This is a genomic window from Parahoeflea halophila (assembly GCF_900220985.1).
GTDB lineage: Bacteria > Pseudomonadota > Alphaproteobacteria > Rhizobiales > Rhizobiaceae > Hoeflea > Hoeflea halophila.
In genome coordinates this window covers 347,965-373,385 of record NZ_OCPC01000004.1, presented here as the reverse complement: position 1 = coordinate 373,385, position 25,421 = coordinate 347,965, and the positions used below count along the sequence as shown (strand labels likewise).

22 protein-coding genes and 1 tRNA gene are annotated in these 25,421 nt (G+C 61.7%); 10 read left to right on the top strand and 13 right to left on the bottom strand.

Annotation, left to right across the window (positions count from 1 at the left end):
* Window positions 1–266: 266 nt before the first annotated feature.
* Window positions 267–341, top strand: a tRNA-Thr gene (locus CRO46_RS15020).
* A gap of 125 nt (window positions 342–466) precedes the next feature.
* Here the strand turns inward: CRO46_RS15020 and CRO46_RS15015 are convergent.
* Both CRO46_RS15015 and CRO46_RS15010 read right to left on the bottom strand, forming a co-directional pair.
* A complete protein-coding gene (locus CRO46_RS15015) occupies window positions 467–1,219 on the bottom strand; it encodes an SDR family NAD(P)-dependent oxidoreductase (protein WP_097108707.1) in 753 nt (250 codons plus the stop codon).
* Between the two features lie 132 nt (window positions 1,220–1,351).
* Complete coding sequence (locus CRO46_RS15010) at window positions 1,352–2,485, bottom strand: aminotransferase class V-fold PLP-dependent enzyme (RefSeq protein ID WP_097108588.1); 1,134 nt, start codon at window positions 2,483–2,485, stop codon at window positions 1,352–1,354.
* A 210-nt stretch (window positions 2,486–2,695) separates the two neighbouring features.
* On the opposite strand from CRO46_RS15010, the gene CRO46_RS15005 reads away from it, so the two are divergent.
* Complete coding sequence (locus CRO46_RS15005; protein ID WP_097108587.1) at window positions 2,696–3,526, top strand: crotonase/enoyl-CoA hydratase family protein; 831 nt, start codon at window positions 2,696–2,698, stop codon at window positions 3,524–3,526.
* 22 nt (window positions 3,527–3,548) lie between these two features.
* Here CRO46_RS15005 and galE read toward each other — a convergent pair whose 3' ends face one another.
* From galE to mscL, 3 genes are all read right to left on the bottom strand, one after another.
* Window positions 3,549–4,670 (bottom strand): UDP-glucose 4-epimerase GalE, encoded by a 1,122-nt coding sequence (galE, locus tag CRO46_RS15000; RefSeq protein WP_097108586.1) that lies wholly within the window; start codon window positions 4,668–4,670, stop codon window positions 3,549–3,551.
* A gap of 100 nt (window positions 4,671–4,770) precedes the next feature.
* Window positions 4,771–5,937, bottom strand: coding sequence for a pyridoxal phosphate-dependent aminotransferase (locus CRO46_RS14995; RefSeq protein ID WP_097108585.1), 1,167 nt, complete (start codon window positions 5,935–5,937; stop codon window positions 4,771–4,773).
* A gap of 189 nt (window positions 5,938–6,126) precedes the next feature.
* Complete coding sequence (gene mscL / locus CRO46_RS14990; protein WP_097108584.1) at window positions 6,127–6,540, bottom strand: large conductance mechanosensitive channel protein MscL; 414 nt, start codon at window positions 6,538–6,540, stop codon at window positions 6,127–6,129.
* 226 nt (window positions 6,541–6,766) lie between these two features.
* Here mscL and CRO46_RS14985 point away from each other — a divergent pair, with 226 nt between their 5' ends.
* Window positions 6,767–10,267, top strand: coding sequence for a hybrid sensor histidine kinase/response regulator (locus tag CRO46_RS14985; RefSeq protein WP_097108583.1), 3,501 nt, complete (start codon window positions 6,767–6,769; stop codon window positions 10,265–10,267).
* Between the two features lie 11 nt (window positions 10,268–10,278).
* Here CRO46_RS14985 and CRO46_RS14980 read toward each other — a convergent pair whose 3' ends face one another.
* Together CRO46_RS14980 and CRO46_RS14975 are read right to left on the bottom strand one after the other, a co-directional pair.
* A complete protein-coding gene (locus CRO46_RS14980) occupies window positions 10,279–10,935 on the bottom strand; it encodes a response regulator transcription factor (RefSeq protein ID WP_097108582.1) in 657 nt (218 codons plus the stop codon).
* Window positions 10,936–11,069: 134 nt separating this feature from the next.
* Window positions 11,070–11,513 carry a hypothetical protein gene (locus CRO46_RS14975; protein WP_097108581.1) on the bottom strand — a complete coding sequence of 148 codons (444 nt, stop codon included), beginning with the start codon at window positions 11,511–11,513 and terminating at the stop codon, window positions 11,070–11,072.
* A gap of 124 nt (window positions 11,514–11,637) precedes the next feature.
* Here CRO46_RS14975 and CRO46_RS14970 point away from each other — a divergent pair, with 124 nt between their 5' ends.
* Both CRO46_RS14970 and CRO46_RS14965 read left to right on the top strand, forming a co-directional pair.
* Window positions 11,638–11,985 carry a DUF952 domain-containing protein gene (locus CRO46_RS14970; protein ID WP_097108706.1) on the top strand — a complete coding sequence of 116 codons (348 nt, stop codon included), beginning with the start codon at window positions 11,638–11,640 and terminating at the stop codon, window positions 11,983–11,985.
* A 5-nt stretch (window positions 11,986–11,990) separates the two neighbouring features.
* Window positions 11,991–13,064, top strand: coding sequence for a quinone-dependent dihydroorotate dehydrogenase (locus CRO46_RS14965; protein WP_425479288.1), 1,074 nt, complete (start codon window positions 11,991–11,993; stop codon window positions 13,062–13,064).
* Window positions 13,065–13,066: 2 nt separating this feature from the next.
* Here the strand turns inward: CRO46_RS14965 and CRO46_RS14960 are convergent, their stop codons facing one another.
* Entirely contained in the window at window positions 13,067–14,359 is a 1,293-nt protein-coding gene (locus CRO46_RS14960) for an MATE family efflux transporter (protein WP_244577922.1), read from the bottom strand.
* Window positions 14,360–14,574: 215 nt separating this feature from the next.
* On the opposite strand from CRO46_RS14960, the gene CRO46_RS14955 reads away from it, so the two are divergent.
* The gene (locus CRO46_RS14955) at window positions 14,575–15,891 is read left to right on the top strand and encodes a GGDEF domain-containing protein (RefSeq protein WP_179759080.1); all 1,317 of its coding nucleotides are present in this window, start codon (window positions 14,575–14,577) and stop codon (window positions 15,889–15,891) included.
* A gap of 84 nt (window positions 15,892–15,975) precedes the next feature.
* A complete protein-coding gene (locus CRO46_RS14950; RefSeq protein ID WP_244577910.1) occupies window positions 15,976–16,881 on the top strand; it encodes a histone deacetylase family protein in 906 nt (301 codons plus the stop codon).
* 9 nt (window positions 16,882–16,890) lie between these two features.
* On the opposite strand, the gene CRO46_RS14945 is transcribed toward CRO46_RS14950, so the two are convergent.
* The 3 genes from CRO46_RS14945 to CRO46_RS14935 all read right to left on the bottom strand — a co-directional run bounded on the left by CRO46_RS14945 (window position 16,891) and on the right by CRO46_RS14935 (window position 19,854).
* Complete coding sequence (locus tag CRO46_RS14945; protein WP_097108704.1) at window positions 16,891–17,157, bottom strand: DUF6460 domain-containing protein; 267 nt, start codon at window positions 17,155–17,157, stop codon at window positions 16,891–16,893.
* A gap of 63 nt (window positions 17,158–17,220) precedes the next feature.
* The gene (locus tag CRO46_RS14940; protein WP_097108577.1) at window positions 17,221–18,834 is read right to left on the bottom strand and encodes a cisplatin damage response ATP-dependent DNA ligase; all 1,614 of its coding nucleotides are present in this window, start codon (window positions 18,832–18,834) and stop codon (window positions 17,221–17,223) included.
* Window positions 18,835–18,837: 3 nt separating this feature from the next.
* Window positions 18,838–19,854 carry a ligase-associated DNA damage response exonuclease gene (locus tag CRO46_RS14935; protein WP_097108576.1) on the bottom strand — a complete coding sequence of 339 codons (1,017 nt, stop codon included), beginning with the start codon at window positions 19,852–19,854 and terminating at the stop codon, window positions 18,838–18,840.
* Between the two features lie 98 nt (window positions 19,855–19,952).
* On the opposite strand from CRO46_RS14935, the gene CRO46_RS14930 reads away from it, so the two are divergent.
* On the top strand, window positions 19,953–20,951 hold the full coding sequence (locus CRO46_RS14930) for a class I SAM-dependent DNA methyltransferase (protein WP_097108575.1): 999 nt from the start codon (window positions 19,953–19,955) through the stop codon (window positions 20,949–20,951).
* 37 nt (window positions 20,952–20,988) lie between these two features.
* On the opposite strand, the gene CRO46_RS14925 is transcribed toward CRO46_RS14930, so the two are convergent.
* Complete coding sequence (locus tag CRO46_RS14925) at window positions 20,989–21,450, bottom strand: carboxymuconolactone decarboxylase family protein (RefSeq protein ID WP_097108574.1); 462 nt, start codon at window positions 21,448–21,450, stop codon at window positions 20,989–20,991.
* Between the two features lie 26 nt (window positions 21,451–21,476).
* Window positions 21,477–21,977: an RrF2 family transcriptional regulator gene (locus tag CRO46_RS14920; RefSeq protein ID WP_097108573.1), complete on the bottom strand. Its 501-nt coding sequence runs from the start codon at window positions 21,975–21,977 to the stop codon at window positions 21,477–21,479.
* A gap of 145 nt (window positions 21,978–22,122) precedes the next feature.
* Here CRO46_RS14920 and CRO46_RS14915 point away from each other — a divergent pair, with 145 nt between their 5' ends.
* A complete protein-coding gene (locus CRO46_RS14915; protein WP_425479287.1) occupies window positions 22,123–24,657 on the top strand; it encodes a ligase-associated DNA damage response DEXH box helicase in 2,535 nt (844 codons plus the stop codon).
* A gap of 17 nt (window positions 24,658–24,674) precedes the next feature.
* The gene (gene pdeM / locus CRO46_RS14910) at window positions 24,675–25,403 is read left to right on the top strand and encodes a ligase-associated DNA damage response endonuclease PdeM (RefSeq protein ID WP_097108571.1); all 729 of its coding nucleotides are present in this window, start codon (window positions 24,675–24,677) and stop codon (window positions 25,401–25,403) included.
* The last annotated feature ends 18 nt before the right edge of the window (window positions 25,404–25,421 follow it).

The following is a 25,421-nucleotide window of genomic DNA, read 5'->3' as shown; positions in this document are numbered from 1 at the left end:
GACCGCAAGTTCATGCAAAAACGTGTGCTCGCCTGGCCCGGATCGCACACGATGCGCCGGCATGACGGGTTCCGGCGCGGCCATTTCCAAGCTTTTCGAAACTTGTCGCAGCAATCGCCCGTTTGCGCTTGCACTCCTGTTCAAGCTGTGGCAATAGCGGGCCGCTTCAGTCGTTTACAGCCTCTCGATCTGATCGGGAGCGCGACACGGACCGCGGCTGACGGAGACAATCTGCCGTCTGATCGCCGTTGAGAACCGAAGCAAGGGCTGCCGTAGCTCAGGGGTAGAGCACTCCCTTGGTAAGGGAGAGGTCGAGAGTTCAAATCTCTCCGGCAGCACCAGATTTTTTCCGGAACAGATCCCAGTCAAGATCCGGACGGCGCATCGCGGTCGCGTTGCTATTCCGCTGGATATCAGGTTGATTCGCCGGGCAGCTTCTAATCGACGAGATGCTGAAGCTAAAGGGCTAGCTGCGCAGTGCGGGCAAGCCTACGCCGGTGCTTTCAAAACCTCCGTCAGAGGCGATCACCTGACCGGTTACGTAGCTGGCCTTTTCCGAGCACAGGAAGGTGATGACCTCGGCAATCTCGCGCTCCGTCCCATAACGGTTGAGCGGGATGGCGTCGTGATAGGCAGCGATTATTTCAGGCGAATGGACGGCCATGGCCAGCTTGGTCCGGACCGGGCCGGGGCACACGCAATTGGCGCGAATGCCATACTCGCCCAGTTCAGCGGCCTGCTGCTTGGTCAGGTGGATCACCGCAGCTTTCGACGTGCCATAGGCAACCCGCAGGGTCGAGGCGCGCAGTCCGGAGATGGAGGCGATGTTGACGAATGCGCCACGGCTTTCGCGCAATGCCGGGATGGTGGCCTGCGAGACAAGAAAGACCCCGTCGAGATTGGTCGCCATCACCGCGCGCCAGCGGGCGAAATCGGTGTCTTCGATGGGACCGAAATCGGCAACACCGGCATTGTTGACCACAGCATCAATGCGCCCGAAAGTGGTCCGCACCGCGTGGACCATGTCGTCGACCTGATCGGGAATCGAGACATCGTGGACGAAGGCGCTGACCGGGTTCAGGCCAGTGGCTGCCTTGTGCAATTCTTCGCCATCACGATCGACCATCGCCACGCGCCAACCCTGCTCGATGAACAGCTGCGTGGTCGCCAGGCCTATGCCGCGCGCGGCGCCCGTTACCAATGCCACTTTCTCAGTCATCTCGTTCCTCGCCCCGATACCAAAAAATGCGAGACGGGCCGCTCCGTCCTCCGGCCCGCCGAAAAATTGCGCCTTCAAACCTGTTCAATCTCGACAGGATCAGGCGATCCCAAACCGCTTCGCAGCCTCGCGTCAAGCTTTTGCGAGCCTGCCGAGAACCGTTTCCAGCTTTGCCACCGTGCCGTCGACATCGCCAAGCTTGTCGAGGCCGAAGAGGCCGATGCGAAAGGTGCGGAAATCTTCGGGTTCGTCGCACATCAGTGGAACGCCGGCGGCGATCTGCATGCCTTGGCCCGCGAATTTCTTCCCGTTCTGGAATTCGGGGTCCCTGGTGTAACTGACGACCACGCCAGGCGCCTCGTAACCAGCGGCAGCGACCGACTTGAAGCCGTTGGCGGCCAACAGGGCGCGGGTCTTGCGGCCAAGCTCCCACTGCATCTTGCGGGCATTTTCGAAGCCGAAGTCACGGGTTTCGGTCATTCGGTCGCGCAGCACCACCAGCGCATCGGTGGGCATGGTGGCGTGATAGGCATGGCCGCCTGCGACATAGGCCTGCATGATGTCGTGCCATTTGCGCAGATCGACAGCAAAGCTTGAGCTGGTCGTCTTTCCGAGACGCTCGAGCGCCCGCTCACCGAGCATGACTAGGCCGGCCGCCGGCGAGGCGCTCCAGCCTTTTTGCGGCGCGGAGATCAGAACATCGACACAGGTCTTTTTCATGTCGACCCAGATGCAGCCCGAGGCGATGCAATCAAGCACGAACAGAGCGCCGACATCGTGAGCGGCGTCGGCAATGGCCCTGATGTAGTCATCAGGGAGAATGACGCCCGAAGAAGTCTCGACATGCGGCGCGAACACGACACCGGGCCGCTGCTCGCGAATTTTTGCGGTCACCAGCTCGACCGGCTGCGGCGCGAAAGCCGAAGTGGTTTCGTTGCCGACCTGGCCGGCCTTGATGACGGTCGTTTCCGATGGAATGCCGCCCATGTCGAAGATCTGGGTCCAGCGGTAGGAGAACCAGCCATTGCGGATGACCATCACTTTCCGGCCGGTGGCAAACTGGCGTGCAACCGATTCCATGCCGAAGGTTCCGCCGCCGGGCACGATCACGGCTGCCTCGGCCTGATAAACGTCGCACAACATGGCATAAAGGTCGGTCATGACGCCCTGGAACGTTTTAGACATGTGGTTGAGGGAGCGGTCGGTGAAGACCACCGAGAATTCCATCAGGCCATCGGGGTCCACGGGCGATGTCGTCATGTTCATGTTCTTGCTCCAGTTTCGCAATGCCGTCCGTTGACCGGTCTTGATCCCGCTATAGGCTGGATTGCCGGAACATTGAAGGCGCTCCGGTCCATTTAGACATCATGAGACCAATTGGACGCAGCCTGGGGCAGATTGTTATGCGATTGCGCACTGCCCCGGTTTCTCACACACAGTTCCGAAGCTACAAGGAGGGCAAAGGGAGAGTCTGCCATGCACTATGCCTGCTTCACCGTCGAGATTGCCGACTACATTGCCCATATCCGTTTCAACCGGCCGGAGAAGGCCAATTCGATGACCCCGAAGTTCTGGGCCGAACTGCCTCAGGCGGTTGACAAGATCTCCAATGACGCGGAGGCGCGGGTGATTGTGATCTCGTCCGAGGGCAAGCACTTTACCGCCGGCATGGACATCTCGGTGTTCATGAGCGGCGGGCTGGATGGCGATGCGGCCAATCCGCAGGTCTCGGCGGAGGCCTTCCGCTACAAGATCAAGGCGCTGCAGGAGACTTTCTCCGCGCTCGAACGGGCGCGCCAGCCGGTGCTGGCGGCGATCCAGGGCGGCGCGATCGGCGCAGGGGTCGACCTGGCAACGGCCTGCGACTGCCGCTACGCCTCGGCCGACGCGTTCTTTGCGGTGCAGGAAACGGCCATCGGCATGACCGCCGATGTGGGCACCTTCCCGAGGCTGGTGAAACTGATCCCGGAAGGCTGGGCGCGGCAGATGGCTTATACCGGCGAGCGGCTTCCGGCGGAGAAGGCGATGCAAATCGGCTTGGTCAACGAGGTTTTCGAGACGCACGACGAACTGCTTGACGGGGTAATGGCAATCGCGCACAGGATTGCCGCGCACTCGCCGCTCGCGGTCACCGGCAGCAAGGCGATGGCGAATTATTCCCGCGATCATACGACCGCCGACACGCTGGATTACATTTCGGTGTGGAACGCGGCGATGCTGCGCCCCGACGACATCAGGGAAGCCTATACAGCCAAGGGTGAGAAGCGCGCGCCTGAGTTTGACGACCTGAAGCCGGTTTCAAAATAGCGGCCAGGCAATCCGGCCGGTCTCAGCGATTGTATCTGCGGCGGGCCAGGACCGGTGCGAAAGCGAGCGCATTTCCAACCACCTCCTCCGTGTCGTCATGCGGCGGTGTCCAGTCGAGCACGATGCGGCGGGGTGCCTGCTCTGTCTCGTCGATGACATGATTGCTGCGCGCAAGCGCTGCTTCCCAGGCCAGAGCGCTGCCGACAATCTCGTCAATGTCGTCATGTTGCGGCTTCCAGCCGAGAATGGTGCGGGCCCGGGTTGAATCGGCCACCGAGGTGATGATGTCGCCCTCACGGCGGTCGCCGAAACGGATCTCGAAATCGCGGCCGCTCAGCCGTCTGACGGAATCCAGCACTTCGCGAACCGTGTAGCCGCGGCCGTAACCGCAATTGGCGACCAGGCTGTCGCCGCCGCCGCGCAGATAGGTCAGCGCATCCAGATGTGCGGCAACCAGGTCGGTCACGTGGATGAAATCGCGTATGCAAGTGCCGTCACGGGTCGGATAATCGGTGCCGAAGACCTCGATGCCGTCACGCTTGCCCATGGCTGCTTCCGTCGCCACCTTGATCAGGTTGATGGCGCCGCGGGTCGATTGTCCCGTCCGTCCGAGCGGATCGGCGCCGGAGACGTTAAAGTAGCGCAGCGCCGCATAGCGGAAGTCATGGGCCGCTGCCGTATCCGCCAGCATCATCTCGGTCATCAGTTTTGAACGGCCATAGGGCGATTGCGGCAAAGTGGGCGTCGTTTCCGCGACCGGGCCATCGCCTTCCGGGCTGCCATAGACCGCCGCGGTGGAGGAAAACACCAGCTTGCTGACCCCGGTTTCGATCGCTGCGCGAACCAGGGCGAGGGAATTGGCGGTGTTGTTCCGGTAATAGCCCAGCGGATCGGCCATCGAGTCCGGCACCGAGATCGAGCCTGCGAAATGAACGATCTCCTTGATGCCGTGGTCGCGGATGATTTCGGCAATGGCGCCGGTATCGGCGACATCAGCACAGATGAGTTTCGCCTCAGGCGCCACCGCCCATTCGAAGCCGGTCGACAGGCGGTCGACCACGACCACGTCCTCGCCGGCGTCGAGCAGTGCCCAGACCATGTGGCTGCCGATATACCCCGCTCCGCCTGTTACCAGAACCGTCATGCCGACCCCTTAATGGTGCTTTCACCACCGCAGGATGAACCTCAAGTTTCAAGAAACCGTGAATCGCGGCTGTTCCGCTCTGGAGCAGGAAGGTCTGCCGTCAGAGAGAAGAGATGTAATCGGCGAGCCGTCCCGCCGCCTCCTCGACATGGTCGAGGCGGCGCAGGAAACAGGCGCGCAGGAACTCGGCGCCGCCCTTGTCGAACGCGGTGCCCGGCGCCAGGCCCACGCTTGCACGATCAACGATGTCGATGGCCGCAGCCTTGGTATCGGTGATGCCGTCGATGCGGAAAAAGGCATAGAACGCGCCGTCAGGCTTCTGGGTGACCACCCGGTTGGTAGCAGTCAGCGCATTGCAGAACAGGTCGCGCGCAGCGGCGGCCTTGGCGATTTGCGCGCCGACATAATCATCACCATGTTCAAGCGCCGCCAGGGCGCCCTTCTGCATGAACTGGGGCACGCCCGAGGTCTGGTACTGGACGCTGTTTTCCAGCACCTGGATGATCGAGGGCGGCGCCACGATCCAGCCAACCCGCCACCCGGTCATCGACCAGTTCTTGGAGAAGGTGTTGACGAAGATGATGCGGTCGTCGTCCTGCATGATGTCTAGAAAGGACGGCGCGCGCCCGCCAGCATAATGGAACTGGGTGTAGATCTCGTCGGCAATGATCCAGAGGCCGTGCTTGCGCGCCAGTTCAAGGACGGCGTCGAGGTCCTCCCTCGTCGCCGTCCAGCCGGTCGGGTTGGAGGGCGAATTGAAAAAGATCGCCCGGGTCTTCGGCGTGATCGCAGCAGCCAGCCGCTCGGGATCGAGGCTCCAACGGCCGTTGGCGTAGTCCAGCGGCGCCGCAACCGGGATGCCGCCGGACATGCCAAGTGCCGCCGCAAAATTGGGCCAGGCCGGTGTCAGCTGGATGACCTCGTCGCCGGGATCGACCACGGCCTCAATGGCAATCTTGATGGCTTGCATACCGGATCCGGTGACACAGAATGCATCCAGCGGCAGCCGTTTGCCAAACAGCCGGGCATGGTAATCTGCCAGGGCCTGCCTCAGTTCGGGAATGCCGCGCTGCCAGGTGTAGAACGTTTCACCATTAAGCAATGCCTCGGAAGCAGGACGGGCAATAAATTCAGGGGTCGTCTCATCGCCCTCGCCGGACCAGAGCGGAATGAGGCCCGGCTTGAGGCGGCCGTGATTGACAACGGCGACGATACCGCTTTCCGGGGCCTGGATGGCGCGGCGGCTGAGGTTCTGGAACTGGTTCATGGCAAACTCCGTTTGCCTCTCTTAGCTGTTTGCGCGGAGCCTCGCATCCACCCAGGGCTTATCGATCCATGGTTTTTTCTGATGCAAACCGGTGCACACGCAGCAAAAAGCCCCGGCACGGAGACCGGGGCCTGATGCAAAACATCGCTCCATCCCTGCCCATCGCAGAGAGGAGCGTGGTCCGGAGCCCTATTTTTTCAGAAGATCGCGGATCTCGGTGAGCAGCGCGATGTCGGCCGGCGGTGCAGCAGGCTTGGCCGGGGCGACTTCTTCCTTCTTGCGCAGGGAATTGACCGCGCGCACCATCAGGAAAATGATCCAGGCCAGGATCAGGAAATTGATCAGCACGGTCAGGAAGTTGCCATAGGCGAGCACGGCACCCTGCTCCCTGGCCGCTTCGAGTGTGGTTGCCGTCACGCCGCCGGCAAGCGGGATGAAGAGATTGGAAAAATCAAATCCGCCGAAGATCGCGCCCGCGATCGGCGTGATGATATCATCGACCAGCGATGAAACAATTAGACTGAATGCACCGCCGATGATCACACCGACGGCAAGATCTATCACGTTGCCTCTGGCAATAAACGCCTTGAACTCATTCAACATGTCAATTCTCTCCGTTGGTCGCGGATGTCCCTGTCCGAGCATAACCGGGCCCGCGCGCCCCGTTGAACCGGTTCAGGCACTCCTAACACAGTTACGCGCGTAAAAACTGGCAAAATTCGGCAATACACTGCTTATTGGACAAGCCGTTCATCGACCAAAGGCTGCCTTGTTTGGCATCAATTTGGGCCTATGCTTGCGCCTTGGAGGCGTGGGGAGGAGACAGCGCATGATGCCCGGCTGGCTGGTGTTCGGATCAGCACTTTTCTATCTGCTGATGCTGTTCGCGATCGCCACCTATGGCGACCGGTCCGCGCGTCAGCATCGCAAGCGGACAGCCGGGCGTCCGATCATCTACTCGCTCAGCCTGGCGATCTATTGCACTTCCTGGACCTATTTCGGCGGCGTCGGCCTCGCAGCCTCGCGTGGGCTGGAATTCACCGCGATCTACATCGGTCCGATCCTGATGTTCACGCTTGGGATGCCGATCCTCAAACGCATCGTCACCCTGGCCAAGGCCGAAAAACTCACCTCAATCGCAGACTTCATGGCAGCGCGTTACGGCAAGAGCCCGTTGGTCGCAGCGCTGGTCGCGCTGATCGCCGTGATCGGCACGATCCCCTACATCGCGCTGCAGCTCAAGGCGGTCTCCTCGTCAGTCGCGGTGATGGTCGATGTCGAGCAGTTGAACCGCGTAACGGAAACCTTCTTCCTGTCCGACATTTCGTTTTTCGTTACGCTGGTGCTTGCGGCGTTTGCAGCGATTTTCGGCACCCGCCACACCGATGCGACCGAACACCAGGATGGCCTGATCCTGGCAATTGCGATGGAATCCCTGGTCAAGCTGCTGGCGTTTTCGCTGATCGGCCTGACCGTGGTGTTCGTAATGTTCGACGGTCCGTGGGATCTGTTGCAGGCCGCCACCTTAAACACCGAGGTGATGAAGGCAATGACCCACGAGACCCCGTTGTTGCGCTGGGTGATGCTCATAGTGTTGTCGGCCTTCGCGATCATCCTGCTGCCGCGGCAGTTTCATGTGGCTGTGGTCGAAAACCGGACGCTGGGAGAGTTGCGCCTGGCGGGATGGCTGTTGCCGCTCTACCTGGTGGCGATCAATATTTTCGTGCTGCCGGTGGCCATTGCGGGTGTGCTGCAATTCGGTTCGGGCGGTTCGAGCGATCTGTTCGTGCTAGCCTTGCCGATGGCCAACGACATGCCGATGGTCACTCTGCTCACCTTTATCGGCGGCTTTTCCGCAGCCACGGCGATGGTGATCGTGGCCTCGGTGGCGGTGGCGATCATGGTGTCCAACGACATCATTGTTCCCGTGGTGCTCAGACGGCGCAGCCGCCGCGGCCAGAGCGGCGATTTTTCCGGCCTGATCCTGATCATCCGGCGCACCGCGATCATTGGCATCCTGCTGCTCGGTTTCGCCTATTACCGGGCGGCCGACATCAATGCCGGGCTGGCTTCCATCGGACTGCTGTCTTTTGCGGCGATCGCGCAATTGGCGCCGGCGTTTTTCGGCGGGCTGTTCTGGCGGCAGGCGAACGCCCGCGGCGCCGTTGCAGGTCTCTCCAGCGGGATTGCCATCTGGGCCTATATCCTGATGGTGCCGAGCCTCGGCGGGCCAGACAATAGCCATGTGGCCGCAGCTATTCTCGATTTTTTCATTCCCGGCTCCTACAGCTTCACCGGTGCCGGGGCGGATCCGCTGTTCAACGCGGTGGTTCTGAGCCTGACGGTCAATTGCCTGTTCTACGCAATCGGGTCGCTGTCGCGCAGACCGAAATCCATCGAGCGGATACAGGCGGCGATGTTCATCCCCGAAAGCCAGCGGCTGACCACGTCGGGGCGCAGCTGGAAGACCAAGGTCACGGTCGGCGATCTGAAACAGACCATCAGCCGCTATCTGGGCCAGGAGCGTACCGAACGCTCGTTCCATTCGCACGAACGTGCCATCGGCCGCTGGATAAACGAACAGGACCCGGCCGACATGGGCATGTTGCGGTTTGCCGAGCAGTTGCTCGGCAGTGCCATCGGCTCAGCCTCCGCACGGCTGGTGTTATCGCTTCTGTTTGAGCGTGCGGATGACATTCCTGGTGACACCGCGCGGCTCTTGGATGAGGCGTCCGAAGCCCTGCAATACAACCGCGACCTGCTGCAGACCGCCCTTGGGCAGATGAACCAGGGCATCACCGTGTTCGACAATTCCAACCGGCTGACCGTCTGGAACAAGCGGTTCCGTTCGCTGCTGGAACTGCCGGAGCAAGTCGGCCAGGTCGGCTTTCCGCTGGAAAGCATCATTGCGATTCTGGTCGAGCGCGGAGATCTCAAGCCAGGTGAGGAACAAGAGGCACTGGACCGCTTTCTCGAGATGGACAAGGCATTCTCCCTGACCATCGGCCGGGAGAAGAGGATCATCGAGATCCGCTCCAATCCGATGCCCGACAGCGGAATTGTCACGACTTATGCGGATATCACCGAGCGCGTGGCCGCAGACATGGCGCTGAAACAGGCCAACGAGACGCTCGAGCAGCGCGTCAGCAAGCGGACCGCGGAACTGACCCGGGTCAACCGGGAGCTGGAGAAAGCCCAACTGACCGCCGAGGAGGCCAATATCGGCAAGACGCGGTTCCTCGCCGCCGCAGGGCACGACATCTTGCAGCCGCTCAACGCGGCACGGCTCTATTCCTCCACGCTGGTCGAACGGCTGGGCAGTTCCCCCGATCAGAAGCTGGTTCAGAACATTGATTCATCGCTGGAATCGGTGGAAGCCATTCTAGGTGCGGTGCTGGATATTTCCAGACTCGATACCGGCGCGATGAAGCCGCAATTGGCGAGCTTTCCGCTCAACGACCTTCTGCAGCGGGTGGTGACGGATTTTGCCCCGGTGGCGCGGGAGAAGAACCTCAAGTTCACGGTTATGCCGACGAGCGTGCATGTCCGTTCCGACCCCAATCTTTTGCGCCGGCTGATCCAGAACCTGGTGTCCAACGCTATCAAATATACCCGTGAAGGCCGGGTTCTGGTCGGTGTCCGGCGCCGTGGCGACAAGGCGTTGATCCAGGTGATCGACACCGGAATCGGGATCCCTTCGACCAAGTTCCGCACCGTGTTCCGGGAATTTGCCCGGCTTGAGGAAGGTGCACGCACGGCTTCGGGACTAGGGCTTGGCCTGTCGATTGTCGACCGGATTGCCCGGGTTCTCAAACACTCGGTCGACATTGCCTCGCTCTCAGGCAAGGGGACCGAGTTCCGGGTGGAGTTGCCGATCGAAACCAACATCTCGCGCAATCAGGCGCAACCGAAGCTCAAGTCTGCGGACGCTGCCAACACCAATCTGAAGGGACTGAGAGTCCTGTGCATCGACAATGAGCCGAAGATCCTCGAAGGCATGACACTGCTGTTGAGCGGCTGGGGCTGCACGGTTCTGGCAGCCGATTCGCTCAATACAGGCCTCTCAATTGCGGAAACAGAGGACGCGCCGGACGTTGTCTTTGCGGATTATCATCTCGATGACGGTACCGGTATCGAGACAATCGTGGCGCTGCGCAAACTGTGGAAAATGGACATCCCCGGCCTGCTGGTGACCGCCGATCGCACGCCCGAAGTCCGCAGCATGGCGGAGGCCGAGCGCATTGCGGTTCAGAACAAGCCAATCAAGCCTGCGGCGCTGCGTGCATTCCTAAACCAGGTGACGTTTGCCCGGCGGAGTGCAGCAGAATAGCGCTGCCTTGCTCACTCGCTCTGGCTCAAAACCTCGGCACCAATCTTGGAAAGCTGAATGACGGCCTGGGTGCGGCTGTCGACGCCGAGCTTCTGCAACACGGCGGAAACATGCGCCTTGATGGTGGCTTCGGAAACACCGAGTTCATAGGCGATCTGCTTGTTGAGCAGGCCTTCCGCGAGCATCCCGAGAACCCGCCCCTGCTGCGGTGTCAGGGTCTTGACCCGGCCGATCAGGCCCGCGATCTCCTGATCATGCTCGGAGCCCAGATCAACATCCGGCGGCGTCCAGATGCCACCGTCGAGCACCGTTCGCACGCCCTCGCGGATTTCGTCGATGCTGGCGGATTTGGAAATGAAGCCGGATGCGCCCAGTTCCAGGGCGCGGCGCATGGTCGAGACGTCATCGGTGGCGGAGACGACAACCACCGGAAGACTTGAAAACTCGGCGCGAAAGGCAATCAGCCCCGAAAGACCGGACACGCCCGGCATGGTCAGATCGAGAAGGATCAGATCCGCTTCCGGATGGTCACCAGCTTTTTTGCGGGCGCTTTCGAGATCACCAGCTTCCAGAATATCAATCGTTGCGCCGATTCCCTCCAGCGCCTGCCGCATGGCGCCCCGAAACAATGGATGATCGTCCGCAATAATGAATGTCAATTGCGCCATGCGCTCTCCCCTCCTGATCGCGCTTTCGCTGCAATCAGGCCCAATCTGTTTGCGCACTCACCTTAGCGGCGGGCCGAGCCTTCACGCAAGTACATGGAACGTGGGACAGGCCAATGTGAAACCGCTGACGGATGTCAGGTTCGGTCGGGGACAGGCTCAGACGGTGTTGTTGGCGATGCCTCGAAATCCCTGCGCAATTCCTCCACCATGCCAAAGAATTGGCGCATCATCTTCTGCATGGCCCCGATGGCCCGGTCGAGTTCTGCGTCGTCGGGAAACCCGCCTCCCTCTTCCCGCGGCGTCGCCGGGTCAAGACGGTTTTCGAGCGCCTCAACCCGGGCCGAGAGATCCGACAAGGTGTCCTTGAAGGCGTGGCGTTCGTCGGCCGCCATCTTGCAGACAAGCTGGCCGTCCGTCCCGGTGCACATCGACATCTCGCCGGTCTCGGTATCGAGCCGGACAAACCCGTCTGCGAACCTCTCGATAGTATAGCGGTTTGATGCGGGCTCCTGCGCCAGCGCCCAGGTGGGAGCGATCAAAACCAGGACCGCGACACACAGAAACTGAAAACGGATCATGACGAAACCCTCCTGTTTCTGTATGTGGTGACACGCAATAACGACGAAATCGAGAAACAAGCCCGAAGAGACGCTGGCAGAACTTGCTCACAGGTCCGGCATCGGCAAAGCGAGACGAATGAACATGAATGCAACCATCTACAAGATTGCCCCCGAAGCGCTGTGGCGCGAGGCTGAAGCCAAGGGCCGTTTCACCGGAGCGCCAGTCGATCTGGCGGACGGCTTCATTCACTTTTCGACCCGCGAACAAGCCATCGAGACCGCGCAGAAGCATTTCGCGGGACAGGAGAACCTGTTGCTGGTGGCTGTCGATGCCGGCGCGCTGGGCGACAAGCTGGTCTTCGAGCCGTCCCGCGGGGGTGCGCTGTTCCCGCATCTTTACGCTGATATGCCGCTTGCGGCGGTAAAATGGGTCAAGCCGCTGCCGCTGGGCCCTGACGGCGGCCATGTGTTTCCGGACATGGAAGCATGAAAAGCCTGATTGACAGGTTCGCCCGAAGCGCGCTTTTCGCACTCGACCCGGAAACCGCGCACGAGCTGTCGGTCGCAGCGCTCAAGAGTGGGCTACTGCCGCGTTGTCGGCGCGATCGCGACCCGCGGCTCGCGGTCAGTATCGCTGGCCTCGATTTTCCGAACCCGCTCGGTATGGCCGCCGGTTACGACAAGAATGCCGAAGTTCCCGCCGAGCTGTCGCGATTGGGGTTCGGCTTTGTCGAAGTCGGCACGCTGACGCCGAAACCGCAACCGGGCAATCCGAAACCGCGGATCTTCCGCCTGGTCAGGGACCACGCGGTGATCAACCGGCTTGGTTTCAACAATCAGGGGCACGCTGAAGCCCATGCGCGGGTTTCGGGCCGGCACCGGGACGGCATCGTCGGAATCAACATCGGCGCCAACAAGGAGACCGACGACCGGGTCGGCGATTATGTTTCGGGTATAACGCGCTTTGCTGACGTGGCCGACTATTTCACCGTCAATATCTCTTCGCCCAACACCCCCGGCTTGCGCAATCTGCAAACCAGGGCAGCGCTTTCGGAGTTGTTGAACCGGGTTCTTGCCGAGCGCGATGCCCAGACCAGACGCATTCCTGTGTTTCTGAAGATCGCACCGGATCTGACCGAGCCCGATCTCGATGACATCGCGGCGGAATGCCTGACACAAAGACTCGGCGGCGTGATCGTGTCCAACACAACGCTGTCGCGCTCGGGCCTGAGCCAAGACCCGAAAACTGCCGAGGCAGGCGGATTGTCGGGCCGGCCGGTGTTTGAACGCTCGACCATCGTGCTGGCCAAGATGCGCCGGAAACTTGGCCCGGACATGCCCCTGATCGGGGTTGGGGGTATCGACAGTGCCCAGACCGCCGCGGAGAAAATCCGAGCGGGCGCGGACCTGGTTCAGCTTTACACCGGGTTCATCTATGGCGGACCGATGTTGCCAGGGAGAATCCTGCGGGATCTTTCCCGGCTTTGCGACCGCGAAAATCTGACCAGGCTTTCAGATCTGCGCGACAGCCGGACCTCCCATTACGCGGGACTGGCAATCCCGGAATAGGATTACGCCGCGCCGAAGGCCTGATCCCTGCGGCGCGGCAGAATCGCCAGAAGGGTGAGCCCGCGCGCAACGAGAAAGATGTTGAGCGAGATCCACAGGCCCTGATTGCCCCAGATCCGGGTCAGGCCGATTGACAACAAGATGAACAGGGCCAGCGACAGCAGCATCATGTTGCGCATGTCACGTGACCAGGTGGCACCGATGAAGACCCCGTCCATCTCGAAGGCAAGCACGCCGGCAACCGCCGTCAAAGCGGCCCAAAAAAGATAGGTCCCGGCCTCCAGTCGCACCGGTTCGAGGGTGGTCATCAACCCGATCATGGCATCGCCGAAGATCAGGAAGAAGCCGGTGGTGAACCCGGCCAGCGCAAATCCCCAGAAAACGGTCAGCCGCACCGCCTTGTCGAATGCGGGGCGGTAGCGCGCGCCGATGGCCCGGCCCGCCAATTGCTCGGCTGCGGTGGCGAACCCGTCAAGATAGTATCCCGCGACCATGAAGATGTTCATCAGGATGGCATTTGCAGCGAGCGTAGTCTCCCCGAAGCCGGTTCCCAGGCGGGTAAACCAGGCAAATGCGGCGATCAGTGCAAAGGACCGGATCATGATGTCGCCATTGAGCGACATCAACCGCAATATAGCTGCGCGATCGATGATCTGTTTCCAAGACGGCGCGTGCGTACGGTCGAAGTTGCGCCGAATGACCAGGAAACCGGCGGCGCAACCGGTGATTTCCGCAATCACGGTGGCCCATGCGACGCCCGGAAGGCCAAAACCAAGTCCCAGCCCGAGCAAGATCGACAGGGCGATGTTGGTACCGTTGATAACGGTTTGCAGCAACAGACCGGTTCCACCCATGCCTCGGCCGAGCACATAGCCGAGAATGGCGTAGTTGGCCAGGGCAGCGGGCGCCGACAGTGCCCTGATCATCAGATAGGTCGAGGCGGCGGCGGCAACCTCCCCCCGGGCGCCCATGAATGCCAGGCCGGCGGCCAGGAGCAGTGGCGTTGCGGCGATGACGAGACCGCCCGCGACGACCGAAATCATCAGCGAACGCCAGAAGACCGCCTGTTGCTCAGCCGGGTCACCCCGGCCCATGGCCTGGGCAACGAGACCCGTGGTCGCGGTGCGCAGGAAATTGAAGGTCGTGAATACCAGATCGAACAGAATCGCGGCAATGGCCAGTCCGCCCAGCAGTGCAGCATCACCCAGGCGGCCGACCACCGCTGTGTCGACAAGGCCGAGCACCGGCGTGGTCAGGAATGCAAGCGTCATTGGCACCGCAATGGCAAGAACCATGCGGTTGTTGACCTCGAAGGGGCGGCCTTCAGGTGGCAGCAGATCGGACTTGAGCGGCAGATCGGTCAAGCGGCGCGGTTCCGTGAGCTCATGGTGCATCTTTCCTCTGCGAGATGGTCGCGGCTGTAAAGAGGAGAACTCCGATAGCCTCATCAATGCTGCTGATGGATGCTCCAGGGTCGATCACAGGGGCATGGGCCCTTGGCGTCCGTGGCATGGTCAGCGCTGCCCGATGTGTCCCATTGCTGGACAACCGATGTGTCTGTTTTTTAACCCCTAGCGGCTATCGAGGGGCAATCGCAAATCACCCTAACGATGGAGGCATTCGAGTGGATTCGTCCTTTTTGTTGTCGACCATCAACCCCGTCATCGGGCTCTTGCTCACACTGACATTTTTCCTGATCTGGAGGAAACACCCCGAAAAACTGCATATCCTGAACTGGGCTCTGGGCTTTGCGGCAGGCAGTATCGGCTTCGGGTTTGAGTTCTTTCACTTCTTCATCGCAAATTTCCGTTTCGAAAACGGTGTGAACACATTGCTTCCGCTCAGCATCCTGTTCTCGGTCAGAGGGGTGTGCCTGCGCTATCGCGGCCACTCCCCTGACAGCGCCCTGCTGTTTCTGGTCACGGCCACGACTGCCATCGCCTTCGGGATGTCGGGCGGGCATCACTATGCTCACCTTCGCGGCCTGGCCATCAGCTGCGGCATGGCAATAATGATGATCCTGGCCATGCACGCGATGACGCGGGCAAAAAACTGGAACCGAATCGATCTCTGCACCTTCCTGGTATTCTCGTCGCTGGCGGTGCTTCTGTCTCTTCGTCCGCTGGCTTCATTTCTGATGGAGGGTGCTGCGAATGCTGACACACTCGAGGTCACGTCGTTCTGGGTTGTCTCGCTGAAGATAGCCGGACTGTATGCATGGGTGGTGTTTGCGATCCTGTTTCTGCTGCGCATCGCCGCCGACATACTCAACGAACTTCACGAAGAGATGGTCACGGATTCGCTCAGCGGCATCCTCAACCGCCGGGGGTTCTTCGAAACGGCCTCAAGGGTTATCCGTGAAGCAAACCCCAGACTTCCTGTGTCGCTGCTCTTGCTGGACATCGACCATTTCAAGCAGGTCAACGACACCTACGGTCATCAGGCCGGTGACGCGGTGATCCGGGGCGTGGCCGGTGTCATGCTCGAACATTCGCCGGAGACAGCTGTCATCGGCCGGCTTGGCGGCGAAGAGTTTGCCATCCTCATCCCGCTTAGCAGCAGCAGGGCCTCCCTTGCCTTTGCCGAGGCCATGCGCATGAAAATTCAGGCTCAGTCGCATCCCGAAATTCACACGGACTATCCGGTTACCGTCAGCATCGGCGTGGCGGAGGGGAAAGGAAGGGCTCTCGACGAGCTCATGCGCGACGCCGATCTTGCGCTTTACAAGGCCAAGAACTGGGGCCGAAACCAGGTCTCGGTCGGTGGCGAAGCTTTCCGCGATCACGCAGCACAGATACCAGGACAGCGCGTGCGCGCCTTTAGCTAGAGGGGCCGCTCATCTTTAAGTGGAACCGTGGGAGGGCCGGGAGTTTTGGTGGACGCGTGCAGCCTGGCCGGGCATAAACGCCCCATGTCGTTCCTGCCCATAGTCCACGCCCCGGATTACGATGCCAACTTTGCACCGGACCACCGGTTCCCGATGGGCAAATACACCAGACTGATGGAACTGATCCGCGCGAGCCACATTGGCGAGCGGACAATCGTTCACGCGCCGGGACCGGCGTCTGCGGAGTGGTTGTCGCTCGCCCATCACCGCGTCTATGTGGATCAGGTGCTGGCCTGCAAGGTGCCGGCCTTCATCGAGCGCGAAATCGGCTTCCCTGTCACCGAGCGTGTCAGTCTGAGAGCGCGACTGGCGACGGCCGGAACGGTCATGGCCGCGCGGCTGGCGCTCGCCGAGGGCATCGCCTGCAACACCGCCGGGGGAAGCCATCATGCACGGCGAGCGCAAGGGGCGGGCTTCTGCACCTTCAACGATGTGGCGGTCGCCGCGCACCTGCTGCTCGCCGACGGCGAGGTTGGGCAGGTGTTGGTAATCGACCTCGACGTCCACCAGGGCGACGGCACGGCCGAGATCTGCGCGGGCACTGATGCGATCCGTACTGTCTCGATGCACAGCGAGAAGAACTACCCGGTGCGCAAGCAGGCTTCGTCGATTGACGTTGCCCTACCTGATGGGGTGCGCGACGCAGCTTACCTTGAGACGCTGGACTGGCTGCTGCCGCGCAGCGTCGCGGGTTTTACGCCGGATCTGGTGTTCTACAATGCGGGCGTGGATCCGCACGAGAATGACAGGCTTGGACGGCTGTCACTGAGCGACCGGGGCCTCAAGGACCGCGACCGGCGGGTGTTTTCCTTTTTCAGGGAGCGGGGAATAGCGGTGGCGTCGGTGCTCGGCGGCGGCTACAGCCGCGACATTGAGGCCGTCGCCGGACGGCATCTCATGACCTTCGAAGCCGCGGCGGAGTTTGCCTGAGACCTGCGCCTATCTGCGCAGGCTGAGCAGCCGCAGGACGATAAAGACGGGAATGACAACGCCGGCGCCAAGCAACAGATAGCTGCCGAAACGGCCCAAGGCGGCGAAACCTGTTTCCCAAATATTGACGAGGAAATCGCGGACAATGAACAGCAGATCCACCGGATACCAGTTGAAGGTGGCCATGATCACGCCGACCACGAAAGATGCAACCAACAGCTTGAGTGCGGTGCGGCCGGGCGTGTCGCCCAGAAAGCGTGTCAGACCATTGCTCATTGCATCCATTCCCGTGTTCCGTTGACTTTCACATAGTCACGCAGGGTATCCAGAGCAAGTCCGTTACTCGGTGCCGTCGATCATCCGCTCGAGCGTTTCCAGCCGGTCGGCTTCGGCCGGAGGCTTGTCCCAGCGCAGACGGCTTATCCGGGGAAACCGCATGGCAACGCCGGACTTGTGGCGGCTGGAACGGTTGATACCTTCAAAAGCGATCTCGAAGACCAGCCCCTTCTCCGCCCCGGCGCGCACCGAGCGGACCGGCCCAAAGCGCTCGATGGTGTTGTTGCGGACATATTTGTCGATCTCGATCAGCTCATCGTCGGTGAAGCCGAAATAGGCCTTGCCGACCGGCACCAGTTCGCCCGGTTCGCGCCAGACGCCGAAAGTGTAGTCGGAGTAAAAGCCCGAGCGCTTGCCGTGACCGCGCTGGGCATACATGAGCACCGCATCGATTAGAAAAGGATCGCGCTTCCACTTGAACCATTCGCCTTTCGGGCGGCCAGGCAGGTAGGGCGCCGCCTTGCGTTTGATCATGACGCCTTCGATGACAGCGAAGGGCGGATTAGCGCGCAGGGCGGCAAGATCGTCCCAACTTTCGAAGCTAAGCAATTGAGAGCAATCGAAGCGCGCCGGATCGAGCCCTGAGACGAATGCCTCGAGACGCTGCCGGCGCTCTACAAACGGTCTCGGTCGCAGATCCTCGTCCCCCTCCTGCAACAGGTCATAGGCGCGGAAGAAGGCCGGGAAGTCGCGCAATTGTTTGGCGCTGACCTTCTTGCGGTTGAGGCGTTGCTGCAGGTCGGAAAACGATCCGGTTTCGAGGCCACCTTCGGTGGCGCGGGCGACCAGCAATTCGCCATCCAGCGCGCCGTCAAAGCCGATCGCATCGACAAGATCCGGAAACGTGGCCGAAATGTCATCGCCGGTCCGGGTATAGAGCCTTGATATGCCGCGCTCCGATGTGGCCTGCACACGGATACCGTCCCATTTCCATTCAGCCGTAAAATCCTTCGGATCGAGTTTTTCAAAATCCTTGTCGTCGATGGCATGGGACAGCATCACCGGGCGGAACGGTGCGGCAGCTGCGTTGACAGGTTTGTCGCCCGAGCCTTCGAGCCAGGCAAAGAGTTCGGTGTAAGGCGGCGCCAGGCCGTGCCACAACTCTTCGATCTCGTTGACATCAACTTCCCCGAAAGCCGCCAGCGATTGCTTGATCAGTCGGCCTGACAGCCCCATGCGGAAGCCGCCGGTGACAAGTTTGAGCAGCGCGTAGCGTCCGGGCGGATCGAGCCGGTCGAGCCAGTCCTCGACGAGGCGGGGGCCGTCGCGGCGCGAGGACGCGATCAGTGTTTCGACCACTTCGGACAGGCCCGGCATGTCGTTGCGGCCAGCAAGCGCCTCTCCCTTTTGCGGCCAGGCAAGCGCTATGGTTTCGGCCAGATCGCCGACATAGTCGTAGGAATAGCCGAAGAGCTCGGGATCCATGCGGGCGGATATCAGCTCGCGGAGTTGCGCCGGTTTGACCGCTGGAATGTCAAGATCGCGGGCAATCGCTGCCAGCGCATAGCCGCGCTCCGGGTCGGGCACCGTGCGAAAAAAGTCCTGCAGCAGCCGAAGCTTGGCGTTGCGCGAGGGCGTAAACGCGAGCATGTCGAGAAGATCGGCGAAACGGTTCATCTCTCAGTCGCCTTCGTCTTCATAGCCGACCAGATGCAGCGGCCTGGCGGGAATTCCCTGCATGGCGCACCAGCGCACCAGGGCCTCCTCGCGGCCATGAGTCACCCAGACCTCACCAGGCCCGACCGTCTGGATGGTGTCGGCCAGTTCGTCCCAGTCGGCATGGTCGGAGATGACCAGCGGCAGTTCGACCCCGCGCTGGCGGGCGCGCGCCCTCACCTGCATCCAGCCCGAGGCGAAGCTGACCAGCGGATCGGGGAAACGGCGGGCCCATTTGTCGCCGAAGGCCGACGGCGGTCCAAGCACGATGGCTCCGGCGAAATCACCCTTGGCACCGGCATCCACCGTCGCCGGCCGCAGGTCTCCCAGAGCGATGCCCTGGCTTTCGTAATAGTCGCAGAGCTTTTGCAAAGCACCGTGAAGGTAGAGCGGCTGGTGATAGCCGGCATCGCGGATCAGGCGGATGACGCGCTGCGCCTTTCCCAGCGAGTACACACCGACCAGATGCGCGCGCTCCGGGTTGCGGCTAACCGAGCGCAAAAGCCGAGTGATTTCATCCATCGCGTCGGGGTGACGGAAGACCGGCAGCGCAAACGTTGCTTCGGTGATGAAGACATCGCAGGGCACCGGCTCGAAAGTGGCGCAGGTCGGGTCGGGCCGCGGTTTGTAGTCTCCGGAAGCAACGATACGCAGATCCTTCCACTCGACAGCAATCTGGGCCGATCCGAGCACGTGTCCGGCAGGGTGAAACCGCACGGTCACATCCTTGATGCGGACGGTCTCACCAAACCCGGCTGCCTGGGTTTCTCGGGCATGGTCGGCGCCATAGCGGATAGCCATGATGTCGAGTGTCTGCGGGGTGGCAAGCACGTGGTCGTGCCCGGCGCGGGCGTGATCTGCATGGCCATGGGTGATCAGGGCCCGGTCGACATTGCGGACCGGGTCAATGAAAAAGTCACCTGGCGGACAATAAAGCCCTTCACGGCGGGGGATCAGCAGGTCTTCGGGTCTGGTTGCCATGATACTCAACTAGCGCGGCAGAACCGCGTGCGAAAGGGCTTGCGTTTTGCACGCTGTCAACGCATAGGCTCCAGCCTCAGTTCCTCTCCGGTTCACACATGACATCCTATCAGCTTTCCTCTGGCGATCTGACTGCCGATCGCCGTGCTCACTATGCCCGTCTCTATGCCGAAGGCGGCGATCTCGGCGCGGCCGTGGATCTTCAGGTCCAAGCGCTTTCACTGGCTCCCGGCTGGGCTGCCGGCTGGCAGGCGCTGGGAGATTTTCGCGAGAAGGCCGGGGATCTGGCCGGCGCGGCGGACGCGTGGCGGCAGGTGCTTGTGCTTGCACCGAATGATATATTCGGCGCCGGGCTGAAGCTGTCACTGACCGGTCAGGCCGAAACACCGCCAACACCGCCCTCCGAATATGTCGAAGCGTTGTTTGACGGCTATTCGGACCGGTTCGACACGGCTCTGATGGAAAATCTCGGCTACCGCGTTCCCGAGCGGCTGGCTGCCCTGATTGAAGACGCGGCTGGCAGCAATGCACAGTTCGCCAAGGTGATCGATCTGGGCTGCGGCACGGGACTGTTCGGCGAGCGGATCCGGCGGGCGACATCCTGGCTTGAAGGCTACGACCTGTCGCAGGGCATGCTGGCCAAGGCCTCGGACAAGGGCGTCTACGATCATCTTGGGCAGGCCGATATCCTGCACGGTATCCCGGCGGCGCGGCTACCGGATGCGCAGCCGGCGGATCTGGTCGCGGCAGCGGATGTGTTTGCCTATTTCGGCGATCTTTCAGGCGTCTTGGCCGTGGCCGCCAGCCTGACCGCACCTGGTGGCCTGCTTGCGCTTTCGCTGGAGGCAGGCCCCGAGGGATGCGAGTGGATGCTGCAAACCTCGCTGCGCTATTGTCACGGCGAGGCCTATCTGCGGCGGCAACTGGAAGAAAATGGCCTCTATTTGCTGACATTGAGCCGGGAACCGATCCGGCGGGACGGCCCGGACACCATCTCGGGGCTACTTGCCGTGGCACGCAAGCGGCCAGGTGCCACGGTGACCGAAGAACCTGCGGCCCTGGCAATTTCCCCGGCCCTGACCGCCGCTCTCAACTGAAAGCGGCGATTGCGACCGGGTCTCGGTCAAGGTGCTGTCAGGCGGCAGCTGCCGGTTGATCCAGCGGATGCGGGGTGCGGAAACTGACCGCGAGCCGGTTCCAGGTGTTGATGACACCGATGGCCACGGTGATGTCTACGATCTCCGCCTCGGTGAAATGCGCCTTGAGGGCTTCGAATTCGCTATCGGGGACACCGGTCTGGGCGAGGTTGGTGACAGCATCGACCCAACCGAGAAGTGCGCGCTCCTTGGCGTCATAGACATAGGCCTCCCGCCAGACGCTCATCAGGTTGATCCATTGCTCGCTCAACCCGTCGCGGCGGGATTCCTTGACGTGCATGTCAACGCAGTAAGCGCATCCGTTGATCTGTGACGCGCGCAGCTTGATCAGGTCAATGAAGCGGCGTTCCAGACCGCATTTCTGGACATAGGAGTCGAGCTGCAGCACAGCCTTGAAAGCGTCCGGTGCAGCCTTGTGGAAATCAAGACGAGGTTTCATGCGATTTCTCCTTTTCGAACCTGGCCTCAGCGGGCCGGTTTGCGTTGATGCTGATCCAGAAATGCACAGCCACGGGCCGCGATGCCGCCATCATCGGCTCGTGCAAGGTCGGCGATGAGATCCGCCATGGTGACCCCGGCAAGCTCTGCCCGGTATGCCTGCTCGGCCCTGAGCATGGCGGTGTTGATGCCGCAGGGCGCCTTGAAGTAGCGTTCCGGCAATGGATTTGGGCCGCGTTGCCGGATCTCGTTGCAGCGAAATGCGGGCGCCGGGCCTTCGATAGCGAGCACGATGTCGAGCAGGCTGATCGCCACCGGTGTCCGGCCGAGCCGGTAGCCGCCCTTCGGCCCGGGTACAGTGGCAAGAATGCCGGCTTTCGAAAGCGCCTGGAGATGCTTGAGCAGGTAGCTGGTCGAGACGCCGTGAAACTCAGCCAGGCTCGACGCCGACAGCACGGCATCCGCTTCCAGCCTTGCGAGCATGGTCACGCTGTGTATCGCCTGCTCTATCCCGTCACTGAGTTTCATGTGTCACTCTCCTATCATGGATATTTTTTATCCATGATTTAGCGTGATGTCAAACGGAGCCCACCGCAACACCAATCCTGTGTTCGCTGCGATTGCGTTTGGATCAGCTTCGGCCTTCTTGGAGAGCCTGCACGGCTGCACTACATTGTCGGTCGTGAAAACCGAATCTGCACCAGCCACCGACAATCCGGGGTTCTCATTGCCCGAGCCGTTTCTCGGCTGGTTCGCCAGCCGCGGCTGGCAGCCGCGTGCGCATCAGCTGGAGCTCCTGGCAGAGACCATAACCGGTCGCTCAATGTTGCTGATCGCGCCGACGGGAGCCGGCAAGACACTGGCTGGTTTTTTGCCGAGCCTTACCGACCTTGCCGCACGCGGCAAACCCAAATCTGGAACCGCCGGGGCGCGGACGCTGCACACGCTCTACATCTCGCCGCTCAAGGCGCTGGCGGTCGATATCGAGCGCAACCTGGCGCGGCCGGTGGAGGAAATGGCGCTGCCGGTGCGGATCGAGACCCGGACTGGCGACACACCGCAATCCAAACGCGCGCGGCAACGCACCGACCCGCCCGACATCCTGCTGACCACGCCGGAACAGGTCTCGCTGCTGATTGCCAATCAGCACGCCGAGCGGCTGTTCTCCGGTTTGCGGTACGTGATCTTTGACGAGCTGCATTCGCTGATCGCCTCGAAGCGGGGGCACCTGCTGGCGCTGGCGCTGGCACGGTTGCGCAAGCTGGCGCCCGGATTGCAGACCATCGGATTGTCGGCAACAGTGGCGGATCCGGAAGAGCTGCAGCGCTGGCTGGTTCCGCAATCGCCCGCAACCGATGCGCTTGCCGGCCGGATCACGGTCGCAGGTGGAGCCAGTCCGCATATTACCATTCTCGAAAGCGAGGAGCGGATTCCCTGGTCGGGGCACTCGGCGCGCTACGCGATTCCCGAGGTCTACCAGACGATCAAGGATCACCGCACCACGCTGATCTTTGTCAACACCCGCAGCCAGGCTGAACTGCTGTTCCAGGAGCTGTGGCGGATCAATGACGACAGCCTTCCGATCGCGCTGCACCACGGTTCACTGGATGCGGCACAGCGGCGGCGGGTGGAAGCGGCGATGGGGCGCAACGAACTCCGCGCCGTGGTCGCCACCTCGACGCTGGATCTCGGCATCGACTGGGGCGATGTCGACCTGGTGGTGCATGTCGGGGCGCCCAAGGGCGCCAGCCGGCTGGCGCAGCGCATCGGCCGTTCAAACCACCGCATGGACGAGCCGAGCCGGGCGATCCTGACACCGGCCAACCGGTTTGAGGTGCTCGAATGCCAGGCCGCGATCGACGCCAATTATGTCGGCGCCCAGGACACGCCACCAGGCGGAGATGGCGGGCTTGATGTGCTGGCACAGCACGTGCTCGGCATGGCCGCCGCTTCGCCTTTCGATGCGGATGACCTCTACAGTGAAGTGAGCAGCGCCTCACCCTATGCCCAGCTTGACCGCGAAACATTCGACAAGATCATCGAATTTGTCGCCACCGGCGGCTATGCACTCAAAAGCTACGAGCGCTACGCCCGGATCCGCAAGCAGCCGGACGGGCGTTGGCGGATCTCGAACCCGCAGGTGGCGCAGCAATACCGGCTCAATATCGGCACCATCATCGAAGCGCCGATGCTCAATGTGCGGTTGACCAGCCGCAAGAACGGCACGCTGACCGGGCGCGGCGGACCGCCGCTGGGCAAGGTCGAGGAATATTTCCTCGAAACGCTCGCACCTGGCGACACGTTCCTGTTTTCCGGCAAGATCCTGCGCTTCGAGGGCATCCGCGAAAACGAGTGCATGGTGTCCAAGGCCTGGGACCAGGATCCGAAAGTGCCGGCCTATGCCGGCGGCAAGTTCCCGCTCTCGACCTATCTGGCGGACAGCGTCCGGGCGATGATCGCCGACCCTGAAAAGTGGAGCGCGCTGCCAGACCAGGTTTCAGACTGGCTGAGAATGCAGCAACAAGTCTCGCAACTGCCGGCACGCGACAGCCTGCTGATCGAGACATTTCCGCGGGCAGAGCGCTTTTTCATGGTGCTCTACCCGTTCGAAGGCCGCGTGGCGCACCAGACCCTGGGCATGCTTCTGACCCGCAGGCTCGAACGGCTGGGTGCACAGCCGCTCGGGTTCGTTGCGACGGACTATTCGCTTGCTGTGTGGGCGCTCGAAGACATGGGCTCGATGATTGCGAGCGGGCGGCTTGATCTGGGCGAGCTGTTTGACGAGGACATGCTGGGCGACGATCTCGATGCCTGGCTCAACGAATCCTGGATGCTCAAGCGCACCTTCCGCGCTTGCGCCGTCATTTCCGGGCTGATCGAGCGGCGGCATCCGGGCAAAGAAAAATCGGGCCGCCAGGTGACAGTCTCGGCGGACCTGATCTATGACGTGCTTCGAAGCCATGAACCGGACCACATCCTGCTGCGCGCGACCCGCGCCGATGCGGCACAAGGGCTTCTGGATATTCACAGGCTTGGCGCTATGCTGAAGCGAATCAAGGGCCATATCCGGCACCGCGCGCTGGAGCACATTTCGCCGCTGGCCGTCCCGATCATGCTGGAGATGGGGCGCGAACCGGTGACCGGCGAAGCGCATGAAAGCATCCTGGCTGAAGCCGCAGAGGATCTGCTTGCCGAGGCACAGAGTTAGAATTGAACGGAACAGCCATGCACGGCACAAATGCGGCTCTCACACTCGAAACCCAGGCAGGCGCACCGCTGACGGTGGATGTCACTGTCAACGGAACCGCCGTCATCTGCGACCGTGCCGGCGTGGCCTGGCTGCCGGGCAGCGGCGTACTGGTGGTGTCCGATCTGCACCTGGAAAAGGGTGCTGCCTATGCCCGGCGTGGAATGATGCTGCCGCCCTACGATACGGCGATGACGCTCGCCCGGCTGGCAGCTGCGATTGCGCGTTACAATCCGCGTCTCGTGGTCAGTCTTGGCGACAGTTTTCATGACCGGAAAGGTTCAGCTCACCTGCCCGAGTGCTACCGCGAGCAGCTCCAGGCCCTGCAGCACGGCCGGGCCTGGACCTGGATCGAGGGCAATCACGATCCGGACAGGCCGGTGGGGCTAGAGGGGGATTTTTGCAGCGAATTGAAGGTGGAAACGCTCAACTTCCGGCATGAGCCGAAACCGGGGATGACGGACGGCGAAATTGCCGGTCATTTGCATCCTGCTGCGCGCGTGGTCCGGCGCGGCAAGGGCGTGCGCCGGCCATGTTTTGCCAGCGACGGCAAGCGGCTTTTGATGCCGGCCTTTGGCGCGACCACCGGCGGGCTTGAACTCCGCCATCCAGCCATGCGCGGATTGTTTGACCGAAGCCGGCTGATGGCACACCTGATCGGCAAGGAACGTATCTATTCCGTCGCCTTCAGCCGGATGAATGGCTGACCGGGCACCGGTTCTTTT

Bases quoted from the DNA above. Each gene is read 5' to 3' on its own strand.
- CRO46_RS15015 (WP_097108707.1), bottom strand. From the start codon at position 1,219: ATGACTGAGAAAGTGGCATTGGTAACGGGCGCCGCGCGCGGCATAGGC.
- CRO46_RS15010 (WP_097108588.1), bottom strand. From the start codon at position 2,485: ATGAACATGACGACATCGCCCGTGGACCCCGATGGCCTGATGGAATTC.
- CRO46_RS15005 (WP_097108587.1), top strand. From the start codon at position 2,696: ATGCACTATGCCTGCTTCACCGTCGAGATTGCCGACTACATTGCCCAT.
- galE (WP_097108586.1), bottom strand. From the start codon at position 4,670: ATGACGGTTCTGGTAACAGGCGGAGCGGGGTATATCGGCAGCCACATG.
- CRO46_RS14995 (WP_097108585.1), bottom strand. From the start codon at position 5,937: ATGAACCAGTTCCAGAACCTCAGCCGCCGCGCCATCCAGGCCCCGGAA.
- mscL (WP_097108584.1), bottom strand. From the start codon at position 6,540: ATGTTGAATGAGTTCAAGGCGTTTATTGCCAGAGGCAACGTGATAGAT.
- CRO46_RS14985 (WP_097108583.1), top strand. From the start codon at position 6,767: ATGATGCCCGGCTGGCTGGTGTTCGGATCAGCACTTTTCTATCTGCTG.
- CRO46_RS14980 (WP_097108582.1), bottom strand. From the start codon at position 10,935: ATGGCGCAATTGACATTCATTATTGCGGACGATCATCCATTGTTTCGG.
- CRO46_RS14975 (WP_097108581.1), bottom strand. From the start codon at position 11,513: ATGATCCGTTTTCAGTTTCTGTGTGTCGCGGTCCTGGTTTTGATCGCT.
- CRO46_RS14970 (WP_097108706.1), top strand. From the start codon at position 11,638: ATGAATGCAACCATCTACAAGATTGCCCCCGAAGCGCTGTGGCGCGAG.
- CRO46_RS14960 (WP_244577922.1), bottom strand. From the start codon at position 14,359: ATGGTTCTTGCCATTGCGGTGCCAATGACGCTTGCATTCCTGACCACG.
- CRO46_RS14955 (WP_179759080.1), top strand. From the start codon at position 14,575: ATGGTCAGCGCTGCCCGATGTGTCCCATTGCTGGACAACCGATGTGTC.
- CRO46_RS14950 (WP_244577910.1), top strand. From the start codon at position 15,976: ATGTCGTTCCTGCCCATAGTCCACGCCCCGGATTACGATGCCAACTTT.
- CRO46_RS14945 (WP_097108704.1), bottom strand. From the start codon at position 17,157: ATGAGCAATGGTCTGACACGCTTTCTGGGCGACACGCCCGGCCGCACC.
- CRO46_RS14940 (WP_097108577.1), bottom strand. From the start codon at position 18,834: ATGAACCGTTTCGCCGATCTTCTCGACATGCTCGCGTTTACGCCCTCG.
- CRO46_RS14935 (WP_097108576.1), bottom strand. From the start codon at position 19,854: ATGGCAACCAGACCCGAAGACCTGCTGATCCCCCGCCGTGAAGGGCTT.
- CRO46_RS14930 (WP_097108575.1), top strand. From the start codon at position 19,953: ATGACATCCTATCAGCTTTCCTCTGGCGATCTGACTGCCGATCGCCGT.
- CRO46_RS14925 (WP_097108574.1), bottom strand. From the start codon at position 21,450: ATGAAACCTCGTCTTGATTTCCACAAGGCTGCACCGGACGCTTTCAAG.
- CRO46_RS14920 (WP_097108573.1), bottom strand. From the start codon at position 21,977: ATGAAACTCAGTGACGGGATAGAGCAGGCGATACACAGCGTGACCATG.
- pdeM (WP_097108571.1), top strand. From the start codon at position 24,675: ATGCACGGCACAAATGCGGCTCTCACACTCGAAACCCAGGCAGGCGCA.